The sequence below is a fragment of the Streptomyces sp. SID5785 genome (assembly GCF_009870065.1).
Classification (GTDB): domain Bacteria; phylum Actinomycetota; class Actinomycetes; order Streptomycetales; family Streptomycetaceae; genus Streptomyces.
In genome coordinates, this window is the sequence record NZ_WWIA01000727.1 from 1 (window position 1) to 10,784 (window position 10,784).

The window sequence follows — 10,784 nt, forward strand, 5'->3', positions numbered from 1 at the left end:
GGCTCAGCACCTCCGGCACGTCCCCCGTCGCCCGCACCCACCACAGCCGCTCACCGCCGGCCGCGACCGGTTCCTCCCACACGAGGTGCACACAGCCGGGCAGCGACACCAGAGAACCCGCGGGCCCGCCCGCGCGCGGGCGCGTGGTGCCCCGCCCGTCCGGATCCCGCAGCTCGACCGCCCACCGCCCGTCGTCACCGCGCGCCGAGAAGTGCACCACCACGCGCGCGTGGCCGAGCGTCCCGTCCACCGCAGCCGCCAGCGTGGGGGAGGTGTTCACGATCAGCAGGTCACCCGCGCGCAGCTCGCCCGGCAGGTCCGCGAACCGCCGGTGCGTCACCTCGGTGCCCCGCGACACCAGCATCCGCACCGACGACCGGTCGCGGCCCGGCCCCCGCTGCTCGGCCGGAACCCGTGCCGACAGCTCCTCCGGTACCCGCAGCGCGAGCGTCATCGGACCTCCCCCCGAGCGTCCTGGAGCACGGGCCCGGAGGCGCTCTCGAGCAGCGAGGGCGCCGCGTACCGGCCACTGGCCGGCCGCCGGTCGAACAGCAGCAGGAAAGCGGGGACGACGTCCTCCGGACGCGGCACCCCGCTGAGGTCCTCGTCCGGCTCGGCCGCCGCCAGCATCCCCGTGCGCATCCCGCCCGGGTCCACCGCCCACACCCGCAGCCCCGGCTCCTCCACCGCGAGCACCGCCGACAGCTGGTCGAGCGCCGCCTTCGTCGCCCCGTACCCGCCCCACGTGCCGTACGCCTCGGCCGCCGCGTCCGAACTCAGGCAGACCACCGTCCCGGCCGGCGCCGCGCGCAGCAGCGGCAGCGCCTCCTGGACCAGCCCCAGCGGGGCCACCACGTTGACCTCCAGCGCCGCCCGGAAGTCGTCCAGGGAGTACGTGCCGAGCGGCGCCAGCGGGACCGAGCCCAGCACGCCCGCGTTGTTCACCAGCAGATCGAGCCCGCCGAGCTCCCGGGCCGCCGCCACCAGCTCCCGCCGGTGACCGCCGTCCGCGACGTCACCGGCCAGCGCCGTGACCGCGCCCCCGTGCCGCCGCAGCGCCGCCGCGGCCTCCTCCAGCGGCCCCGCGGACCGCGCGTCGAGCACCAGGTCCCAGCCCCGCCCCGCGAGCGCCTCCGCCAGCGCCCGGCCGAACCCCCGCGAGGCCCCCGTGATGATCGCAACCGCCATGACAACCGTCCCCTTGGTCCGTGAGATAACCGCTGCCCGTGGTCCCGACGCCCCGGTCCCGGGCCGTCGTCCTCGGTGCTGTCCTCACCGTAGGAACCGGCCGTGCCCCGGCACCTCCGGCGCGGGTCGCGACGGCCCAGGGCCCTTCGCCCTACGCCCCACGGCCTAGGCGGGCGCCGCCACAGGTCCGATACGCGCTGTCACCGCCCGCCGGTACGGTGATCCCATGAGTGAGGGACCCCCGTCAGGCCTGGCCGCCGTCAGCGCCGCGCTCCTGGCCATGAGCCGGCATCTCGAGGTGCGCGACGTCCTCAAGACGATCGTCGCCTCGGCCCGCGAGCTGCTCGACGCCGAGTACGCGGCGCTCGGCGTGCCCGACGACCACGGCGGCTTCGCCCAGTTCGTCGTCGACGGCGTCAGCGACGCCCAGTGGAAGGCCATCGGCCCGCTGCCGCGCCAGCACGGCATCCTCGCCGCGATGCTGCGCGACGCCCGCACCGAGCGCCTCGCCGACGTCCGCAAGGACCCGCGCTTCGAGGGCTGGCCGTCCGCCCACCCCGACATGTCCGACTTCCTCGGCCTGCCCGTCAAGGACGGCGACGAGACGATCGGCGCCCTCTTCCTGGCCAACAAGCGCTGCCCCAAGCCCGAGGGCGGCTGCGGCTTCACCGAGGAGGACGAGCAGCTGCTCGGCATCCTCGCCCAGCACGCCGCGATCGCCCTCACCAACGCCCGGCTCTACGAGCGCAGCCGCGAACTCACCATCGCCGAGGAGCGCTCCCGCCTCGCGCACGAACTGCACGACGCCGTCAGCCAGAAGCTGTTCTCCCTGCGCCTGACCGCGCAGGCCGCGGCGACCCTCGTCGACCGCGACCCGGCCCGCGCCAAGGACGAACTGCAGCACGTGGTCGGCCTCGCCGCGGAGGCCGCGGACGAACTGCGCGCGGCCGTCGTCGAGTTGCGGCCCGCCGCGCTCGACGAGGACGGCCTCGTGGCCACCCTGCGTACCCAGATCCAGGTCATGGACCGGGCCCACGGCGCCCACGTCACGTTCGACACCTGCGGCATCAAGGCGCTGCCCGCCGCCCAGGAAGAGGCCCTGCTGCGCGTCGCCCAGGAGGCCCTGCACAACGCGCTGCGCCACTCCGGCGCCGCCGAGGTCCGCGTCACGCTCGACAAGCGAGGCCCCGGCGCGGTGCTGCGCGTCACCGACGACGGCCGCGGCTTCGAGCCGCACACGACACGGCGCGCGGGACGCCACCTCGGCCTGGTCTCCATGCGGGACCGGGCGAGCGGTGCCGGCGGCCGCCTCACAGTGGAATCGGCGCCCGGCAAGGGCACCACGATCGAGATGGAGGTCCCCGGTGGCTGACCGGATCAAGGTGCTGTTGGTGGACGACCACCAGGTCGTCCGCCGGGGCCTGCGCACGTTCCTCGAGGTCCAGGACGACATCGACGTCGTCGGCGAGGCCGCCGACGGGGCCGAGGGCGTCGCCCGCGCCGAGGAGCTGAAGCCCGACGTCGTCCTCATGGACGTCAAGATGCCGGGCATGGACGGGGTCGACGCCCTGCGCCGCCTGCGTGAACTGGCCAACCCGGCCAAGGTGCTGATCGTCACCAGCTTCACCGAGCAGCGCACCGTGGTGCCCGCCCTGCGCGCCGGCGCCGCCGGGTACGTCTACAAGGACGTCGACCCCGACGCCCTGGCCGGAGCCATCCGCTCCGTGCACGCCGGACACATCCTGCTCCAGCCCGAGGTGGCCGGCGCGCTGCTCTCGCAGGAGGAGGTCAACAGCGGACAGGGCCGCGGGGGTTCGCTCACCGACCGCGAGCGCGAGGTGCTCGGCCTGATCGCCGACGGCCGGTCCAACAGGGAGATCGCGCGCGCCCTCGTCCTCTCCGAGAAGACCGTGAAGACCCACGTGTCGAACATCCTGATGAAGCTCGATCTGGCGGACCGCACCCAGGCCGCGCTGTGGGCCGTGCGGCACGGCATCGCCGGCTGACCGGGACCCGTGCGCTCCGGCGCACTACTGCACGCGACCGCCCGCGGTTCCCTTCCGGTCGGAGATTCATACTGTCGTGTGGATGTCCCCCGTACGGCGCATCCCCTGCCGTGGTGCCGCGTTCTCCAGTGCGTGCTGCGGCGGCTGGCCGTGGCGATCGCTAGGAGGACCAAGAAGTGAAGAACCTGAAGAAGGCCGCTGCCGTCACCCTCGTCGCCGGTGGCCTGGTCGCCGCCGGTACCGGCATCGCCTCCGCCACGGACGGCGGCGCGCACGCGGGCGGCAAGGCCGTGCACTCCCCGGGCGTCGTCTCGGGCAACGTGATCCAGGCCCCGATCCACATCCCCGTGAACGTCGTGGGCAACACGGTGAACGTGGTCGGCCTGCTGAACCCCGCGTTCGGCAACCTCGGCGTCAACAACTGACGCACTCCGGGGTCCCAGACCTTCCGGCCCCTCGGGTACACCCCGGGGGGCCGGCCCGCGTTCTGCCGCAGGCGCGCCGCCCGTTGACCCCATCGGGGGTGATCACCAGGCGCCCCGTGTCCTCCCCGGAGCGCTCACGTTGCTCACCGCGAGGCCCCACGCCGGGGTCATCGGCAATATCTGGAGGAAGACTTCTCATGAACATCGCCAAGAAGGCCGCCCTGGTCGTCGCCGTCGCCGGTCTGGCCGCAGGTGCCTCCGCGGGCGCCGCCTTCGCCGACTCCGAGGCCGAGGGCGTCGCCGCCGGTTCGCCCGGCGTCGCGTCCGGCAACCTGGCGCAGGTCCCGGTCCACGTCCCGGTGAACGCCACGGGCAACTCGGTCAACGTGATCGGCCTCCTGAACCCGGCCTTCGGCAACGCCTCCGCGAACAACTGAGGCCGACCCGCCCCCACCAGAGGCCCCGCGCACTCCTCCGCGGGGCCTCTGGCGTGCGCCCGTCCCGTCCCTCGCGCACCGGGTGACACCGTGCGGCCCGTCGCGCTTCGCGTCAGCCCCGCTCCCGCTCCTCCACCACCGAGTTGTACGCCGCGACCAGGGCCCGCCGGGCCGTGCGTTCCACCGGGCGCAGAGCCACCGCCCGCGCCCCCATCTCCGACGCGCTCACGGCCCCGCCGTGCCCGCTCCCGTACGCCACGTCCACCAGCAGGCCCACGCGCTGGGCCAGCTCGAGCACCCGCACCGCCCGCGGCGGGTAGCCCGGGGCGAGCGCCTCGCGGCCCCGCTCCGCCCGCGCCCGGTACGCGTCCACGGCCGCGTCGGCCACCGGGCCCGACCCCGCCACGTCGAGCCGGGTCAGCACCTGCGTCGCCTCGCGCAGCGCCTCCGCCAGCTCCCGCTCGGCCTCGCCCAGCGACGGCACGTCCGCGGGCGGCGCCTCCCGCACCGGCAGGCAGTGCCACAGCACCTCCGCGTGCACATCGCCCTCGGGCCCGGCCTCGTACACCTCGGGGACCAGTCCGAGCGCGGCCCCGAAGCAGACGACGGCCTCCTCGGCCTCCAGCGCCCGCGCGTTGAACTCCGGCGGCCCGCTCAGCCCCAGCGGATGCCCCGGCGCGGGCAGCGCGACCCGCAGCCCGGTCACCCCGAGTGCCCGCAGCCGCCCGAGCGCGAGCGTGAGACCGACCGGGCCGCTCTCCCCGGGAATTTCCTCGACCCGGTGCACCGCGTCCTCGCCCACGATCGAGAGAGCGGCGTCATCAGGGCCGACAAATCCGGCCAACAGTGCATTTCCCCACGCCGCCAGGCGGCCTGAGCGAGGTTCCGAGAGCATGCGCTCCACCTTAGAAGCCCGACAGACCCGCAAAAGCCCGACCGATGGAAGGGACCGCGCGACCGGTGGCGTAGGTTTTACCTGGGGAAGCGTCCGACCGTCACGAGCGGCAGCCCGGCGGACGCACGAGACTGCCGAGACTGCAATGGGAGACAACGCGCTCATGAGCGATGTACTGGAGCTGGAGGACGTATCCGTGGTCCGCGAGGGCCGGGCTCTGGTGGACCAGGTCTCCTGGTCGGTGAAGGAGGGGGAGCGCTGGGTCATCCTCGGCCCGAACGGCGCCGGCAAGACCACCCTCCTCAACGTCGCCTCGAGCTACCTCTTCCCGAGCCAGGGCACCGCCACCGTCCTCGGCGAGACCCTCGGCAAGCCCGGCACCGACGTCTTCGAGTTGCGCCCCCGCATCGGCATCGCCGGTATCGGCCTCGCCGAGAAGCTCCCCAAGCGCCAGACCGTCCTGCAGACGGTGCTCACCGCCGCCTACGGGATGACCGCCGGCTGGCAGGAGGAGTACGAGGACGTCGACGAACAGCGCGCCCGCGCCTTCCTCGACCGCCTCGGCATGAGCGACTTCCTGGACCGCAGGTTCGGCACGCTCTCCGAGGGCGAGCGCAAGCGCACCCTCATCGCCCGCGCCCTGATGACCGACCCCGAGCTGCTGCTCCTCGACGAGCCGGCCGCCGGGCTCGACCTCGGCGGCCGCGAGGACCTGGTCCGCCGCCTCGGCCGGCTCGCCCGCGACCCGATCGCCCCCTCCATGATCATGGTCACGCACCACGTGGAGGAGATCGCCCCCGGCTTCACGCACGTCCTGATGATCCGCCAGGGCAAGGTCCTCGCCGCGGGCCCCATCGAGCTGGAGCTCACCTCCCGCAACCTGTCCCGCTGCTTCGGCCTCCCGCTGGTCGTCGAGCAGAAGGGCGAGCGCTGGACGGCGACCGGCCTGCCCCTCGGCTGACCCACGGGCCCGCCCGCCGCCCACGGACCCGCCGGCCGGTCGCGCCCGGGGACCCCGCACGGGATCGTCCCCTGTCGGCGCGGCCACTCGCGGACCTACCATGACCGGTGTGGCAGACATCGACGCATGGGTGTGGTGGCTGATCGCAGCGGCCGCACTCGGAATCCCCCTGGTCATCACCGCCATGCCCGAGTTCGGCATGTTCTCCGTGGGCGCCGTCGCCGGCGCCGTGACGGCCGGACTCGGCGGCGGCATCGTCCCCCAGGTCCTCGTCTTCGTCGTGGTCTCGTGCGCGCTCATCGCCGTCGTCCGGCCCATCGCCGCACGCCACCGCGCCGGACAGCCCCAACTCGCCACCGGAATCGACGCGTTGAAAGGCAAACAGGCGGTCGTCGTCGAGCGCGTCGACCGCCGCGGCGGCCGCATCAAACTCGCCGGTGAGATCTGGTCCGCCCGCGCCCTCGACGGCGACGCGGTCTTCGAACCCGAGCAACAGGTCGACGTCGTCGACATCGAGGGCGCCACCGCGATCGTCATGTGAACCCGAACGTGGCCTGAACTCCCCGCGCAGCACAGGCGGTTCTGACAGACTCTTCGAGCAAGATCCCATGATCTTCCGACCGCGCCGCTTCCCGGCGAACCGCGACGGCCGGAGCGACGACGAGCGAAGGGCACAGGAGACGCGATGTCAGCGATCATCATCGTCCTGATCATTCTGGTGGTGTTGGTCTTCATCGCCCTGATCAAGACCATCCAGGTCATCCCCCAGGCCAGCGCGGCCATCGTGGAGCGGTTCGGCCGCTACACGCGCACGCTGAACGCCGGCCTGAACATCGTGGTCCCGTTCATCGACTCGATCCGCAACCGCATCGACCTGCGCGAGCAGGTCGTCCCCTTCCCGCCGCAGCCGGTGATCACCCAGGACAACCTGGTCGTCAACATCGACACCGTCATCTACTACCAGGTGACCGACGCGCGAGCCGCCACGTACGAGGTCGCCAGCTACATTCAGGCCATCGAGCAGCTCACCGTCACCACCCTGCGCAACATCATCGGCGGCATGGACCTCGAGCGGACCCTGACCTCCCGCGAGGAGATCAACGCGGCACTGCGCGGCGTCCTCGACGAAGCCACCGGCAAGTGGGGCATCCGCGTCAACCGCGTCGAGCTCAAGGCCATCGAACCGCCGACCTCCATCCAGGACTCGATGGAGAAGCAGATGCGCGCCGACCGCGACAAGCGCGCCGCGATCCTCACCGCCGAGGGCATCCGCCAGTCCCAGATCCTCACCGCCGAGGGCGAGAAGCAGTCGGCGATCCTGCGCGCCGAGGGTGAGGCCCGCGCCGCGGCCCTGCGTGCCGAGGGCGAGGCCCAGGCCATCCGCACGGTCTTCGAGTCGATCCACGCGGGCGACCCCGACCAGAAGCTGCTCTCGTACCAGTACCTCCAGATGCTCCCGAAGATCGCCGAGGGCGACGCCAACAAGCTCTGGATCGTGCCCAGCGAGATCGGCGACGCCCTCAAGGGCCTGTCCGGCGCGATCGGCAACTTCGGCCCCATGGGCGGCGGTTCCGCCCCGGCCGCCGCCACCACGGGCAAGGAGCGCCGCGAGCAGCCCCCCATCGACTGACCGCGCCGCACGCGCGGACGCAGCGGGCCCGCCGACCTCCCGGTCGACGGGCCCGCTTCCGTACGGGAGCACTACGCCGCGGCCGCGCCCTGGTTCAGCCAGTCCGGCAGCGCCTCCAGCTCACCCGCGCCGAGCGACAGCAGCATCGCATCGGCCGGCGTCGGCTCGAACGGCTGCCTGAGCAGCGGCATCCCGGCCTCCTCAGGAGTCCGGTCGGCCTTGCGGTGATTGTCCTCGGCGCAGGACGCCACCGTGTTCAACCACGCGTCCGCACCGCCCTGCGAACGCGGCACGACGTGGTCCACGGTCGTGGCCCGCCGGCCGCAGTACGCGCACCGGTGCCGGTCCCGCACGAGCACACCCCGCCTGGACCAGGGCGCGCGTCTTCGGAACGGCACCCGTACGTACCTGCAGAGTCTGATCACCCGGGGCGCCGGGATGTCGAGCGCGGCACCGCGCATGCGCAGAACGGGGTGGGCCTGCTCGACGACGGCCTTGTCCTGAAGCACCAGCACGACGGCTCGGTTCAGCGTCACCGTCGAGAGCGGCTCGAAGCTCGCGTTGAGCACCAGTGTGTCCCGCATCCTGCCCACCTCCCGTACGCAGCGGATCACCCCTCGGCGTCCGTGCGTCAACTCTGGCCGTGCACGCCGAGATGGACAACGCAATAAAAACTGCCCGTCCCCGGCCACTTTCATGACCGGGGACGGGCAAACGTTCGGTGAACCCTGACGCGGGGTGCTATCCCTCGGCGGGCGCCGCGTACTCCGCGAGGACCTGAGCGCGCGCGAGCGTGTGGAAGCGCAGGTTGAACCCGACGACCGCAGGCGACGCGTCCGCGTCCGGGCCGAGCTTCTCCGCGTCGACCGCGTACACCGTGAACACGTACCGGTGCGCCGGATCCCCGGGCGGCGGCGCCGCACCCCCGAAGTCCTTCGTCCCGTAGTCGTTGCGCACCTGGACGGCGCCCTCCGGCAGACCGTCGAACGCACCGGAACCCGCACCGGCCGGCAGCTCCGTCACCGACACCGGGATGTCGAACACGGACCAGTGCCAGAAGCCGCTGCCCGTCGGCGCGTCCGGATCGAAGCACGACACGGCGAAGCTCCTGGTCTCCGGCGGGAAACCCTCCCACCGCAGATGCGGCGACGTGTTCCCGGCGGCGTACACCTGAGCGTCCCGCAGCACGCCACCCGGCTCGAAGCTCTCGCTCACCACGGTGAACGACGGCACCTGCGGATGAAAGTCATGAGGAAGCGGAGCCCTCGTAGGCTGCTCGGTCACAACGACACCTCCTGGTTCGGCAGAGACAGAGAGACAGAGAGGAGCCGGAAACGGAGCCCGGCCCTCCCCGAAACCCTAGAACCAGTTCCGCTTCCCGCCGACCTCGGACAGCCACTGGTGCAGATACGCCGACCAGTCCGTGCCCTGGAAGTCGTGGTGCCCGACCACGAACGACCGGAACGTGTCGCTGCTCTCGCTGAACAGCCCCGGCTTCTTGTCCATCTCCAGGACGACGTCCATCTCCCGGTCGTCCGCCACGAAGCTCAGCTCCACCTGGTTCAGCCCGCGGTACTGCTGCGGCGGGTAGAACTCCACCTCCTGGTAGAAGGGCAGCTTCTGGCGGGTCCCGCGGATGTGGCCGCGCTCCATGTCCGCACTCTTGAAGCGGAAGCCCAGCGAGATGAAGGCGTCCAGGATCGCCTGCTGCGACGGCAGCGGATGCACGTTGATCGGGTCGAGGTCACCGGAGTCCACCGCACGGGCGATCTCCAGCTCCGTGCTCACCCCGATGTTCATCCCGCGCAGCGACTGCCCGTCGATCATCGTGACCGGCGTCTCCCACGGGATCTCGAACCCGAAGGGCACCGCGTGCACCCCGCCGGCCTTCAGCTCGAAGGCACCGCCCAGGCGCACCTTCGTGAACACGATGTCCTGCTTGGTCTCCTGGTCCGCGCCCTCGACCTCGACGCGCGCCTGCAGTCCGACCGAGAGCCCCTCGATGTCCTGGTCGACGGAGCCGCCCTGGATCCGCACCTCGCCCTGCACGACTCCACCGGGCACGACATTGACCTCGGTGAGCACGGTCTCCACGGACGCCCCGCCCGCACCCAGACTCGCCAACAGTCGCTTGAACCCCATGAACGATCTCCTCCGTAAGAGAACGGCTGCTACTCGACGACTACTACTTCTGCTGCTTACTGCTGACTACAAACGCGCTGGGCCCGCGCCCGGTTCCGCCCGGACCCCCGACCGCCCTGGACTACCCTCGGGCGGCATGATCGCGGCCCCTGACCGTACGCCCCTCACCCGGGACTTCTTCGACCGCCCGGTCCTCGAAGTCGCCCCCGACCTCCTCGGACGCACCCTGGTGCGCCGCGGCCCGGACGGCCCGATCGCGCTGCGCCTGACCGAGGTGGAGGCCTACGACGGCGCCAACGACCCGGGCTCGCACGCCTTCCGAGGGGAGACCCGCCGCAATCGCGTGATGTTCGGACCGCCCGGACACGTGTACGTCTACTTCACCTACGGCATGTGGCACTGCTTGAACTTCGTCTGCGGTCCGCCGGGCCGGGCGAGCGGGGTACTGCTCCGCGCCGGCGAGGTGACCGAAGGCGTCGAGCTCGCCCGTAAACGTCGAGAATCGGCCCGGCACGACAAGGAACTGGCCAAAGGGCCGGCCCGGCTCGCCACCGCTCTGGCAGTGGACCGTGCCCTGGACGGCACCGACGCCTGCGGCCCGGCCGACTCCCCACTCGCGATCCTGCGGGGGACCCCGGTCCCGGCCGACCAGGTGAGGAGCGGTCCGCGCACCGGAGTCTCGGGAGACGGGGCGGTGCACCCGTGGCGCTTCTGGATCGCGGACGACCCGACGGTCAGCCCCTATCGGCCGCACACACCCCGCCGCCGCTCGGCTTGACTCTGTCGTGGCGGATCCGTAATGTGGCCCGAGCCGCTGAACCGGATCCGGCTATCAGCCACCCACCGGAAGCGGCCAAACCACTACCTACGACTTCCCTCAGCGGGGTCTTTTTCGGCGTGCCCGCATGTCGAAATTCGAACCCGCGGATCTCGATTATGAGACACCGAGGAAATCGGCTAACGTAGCGGTCACGCCGAAAGGCAAAGGCCCTCCAACGGCCACCGGAAACGAATTCCGAACCGGAAACGGAACGGAAAAAGGATCTGGTAAGGTTGGAAACGCAAGACCGAAGGGAAGCGCCCGGAGGAAAGCCCGAGAG

Annotated in this window: 14 protein-coding genes; 8 read left to right on the top strand and 6 right to left on the bottom strand. The window is 71.9% G+C overall.

Annotated features, from left to right (window positions below):
* The coding region (locus GTW43_RS23670; RefSeq protein ID WP_161304056.1) for an S-adenosylmethionine:tRNA ribosyltransferase-isomerase at positions 1–454 on the bottom strand (454 nt) is incomplete at its 3' end.
* Positions 451–1,188, bottom strand: coding sequence for an SDR family oxidoreductase (locus tag GTW43_RS23675; RefSeq protein ID WP_161304057.1), 738 nt, complete (start codon positions 1,186–1,188; stop codon positions 451–453). The genes GTW43_RS23670 and GTW43_RS23675, both read right to left, overlap by 4 nt.
* Positions 1,189–1,414: 226 nt before the next feature.
* Between GTW43_RS23675 and GTW43_RS23680 the strand changes: the two genes are divergently transcribed.
* The 4 genes from GTW43_RS23680 to GTW43_RS23695 all read left to right on the top strand — a co-directional run bounded on the left by GTW43_RS23680 (position 1,415) and on the right by GTW43_RS23695 (position 4,056).
* Positions 1,415–2,560 carry a GAF domain-containing sensor histidine kinase gene (locus GTW43_RS23680; RefSeq protein WP_161304058.1) on the top strand — a complete coding sequence of 382 codons (1,146 nt, stop codon included), beginning with the start codon at positions 1,415–1,417 and terminating at the stop codon, positions 2,558–2,560.
* A complete protein-coding gene (locus tag GTW43_RS23685; RefSeq protein ID WP_161304059.1) occupies positions 2,553–3,194 on the top strand; it encodes a response regulator transcription factor in 642 nt (213 codons plus the stop codon). Before GTW43_RS23680 ends, GTW43_RS23685 begins: the two co-directional genes overlap by 8 nt.
* A gap of 176 nt (positions 3,195–3,370) precedes the next feature.
* Positions 3,371–3,619: a chaplin gene (locus GTW43_RS23690; protein WP_161304060.1), complete on the top strand. Its 249-nt coding sequence runs from the start codon at positions 3,371–3,373 to the stop codon at positions 3,617–3,619.
* Between the two features lie 197 nt (positions 3,620–3,816).
* Positions 3,817–4,056, top strand: coding sequence for a chaplin (locus GTW43_RS23695; protein WP_161304061.1), 240 nt, complete (start codon positions 3,817–3,819; stop codon positions 4,054–4,056).
* Positions 4,057–4,168: 112 nt separating this feature from the next.
* Here GTW43_RS23695 and GTW43_RS23700 read toward each other — a convergent pair whose 3' ends face one another.
* Entirely contained in the window at positions 4,169–4,951 is a 783-nt protein-coding gene (locus GTW43_RS23700; protein ID WP_161304062.1) for a hypothetical protein, read from the bottom strand.
* A 163-nt stretch (positions 4,952–5,114) separates the two neighbouring features.
* On the opposite strand from GTW43_RS23700, the gene GTW43_RS23705 reads away from it, so the two are divergent.
* From GTW43_RS23705 to GTW43_RS23715, 3 genes are all read left to right on the top strand, one after another.
* Positions 5,115–5,912, top strand: a complete 798-nt coding sequence (locus GTW43_RS23705) for an ABC transporter ATP-binding protein (RefSeq protein WP_161304063.1) — start codon at positions 5,115–5,117, stop codon at positions 5,910–5,912.
* A gap of 100 nt (positions 5,913–6,012) precedes the next feature.
* Positions 6,013–6,453, top strand: coding sequence for an NfeD family protein (locus GTW43_RS23710; protein WP_202501858.1), 441 nt, complete (start codon positions 6,013–6,015; stop codon positions 6,451–6,453).
* A gap of 144 nt (positions 6,454–6,597) precedes the next feature.
* Entirely contained in the window at positions 6,598–7,542 is a 945-nt protein-coding gene (locus tag GTW43_RS23715) for an SPFH domain-containing protein (RefSeq protein WP_161304065.1), read from the top strand.
* 71 nt (positions 7,543–7,613) lie between these two features.
* Here GTW43_RS23715 and GTW43_RS23720 read toward each other — a convergent pair whose 3' ends face one another.
* The 3 genes from GTW43_RS23720 to GTW43_RS23730 all read right to left on the bottom strand — a co-directional run bounded on the left by GTW43_RS23720 (position 7,614) and on the right by GTW43_RS23730 (position 9,684).
* The gene (locus GTW43_RS23720) at positions 7,614–8,126 is read right to left on the bottom strand and encodes an HNH endonuclease (RefSeq protein ID WP_161304066.1); all 513 of its coding nucleotides are present in this window, start codon (positions 8,124–8,126) and stop codon (positions 7,614–7,616) included.
* 157 nt (positions 8,127–8,283) lie between these two features.
* Positions 8,284–8,826: a YbhB/YbcL family Raf kinase inhibitor-like protein gene (locus tag GTW43_RS23725; RefSeq protein WP_161304067.1), complete on the bottom strand. Its 543-nt coding sequence runs from the start codon at positions 8,824–8,826 to the stop codon at positions 8,284–8,286.
* A 75-nt stretch (positions 8,827–8,901) separates the two neighbouring features.
* A complete protein-coding gene (locus GTW43_RS23730) occupies positions 8,902–9,684 on the bottom strand; it encodes a sporulation protein (protein WP_161304068.1) in 783 nt (260 codons plus the stop codon).
* Positions 9,685–9,820: 136 nt separating this feature from the next.
* Between GTW43_RS23730 and GTW43_RS23735 the strand changes: the two genes are divergently transcribed.
* A complete protein-coding gene (locus GTW43_RS23735) occupies positions 9,821–10,462 on the top strand; it encodes a DNA-3-methyladenine glycosylase (protein WP_161304069.1) in 642 nt (213 codons plus the stop codon).
* The last annotated feature ends 322 nt before the right edge of the window (positions 10,463–10,784 follow it).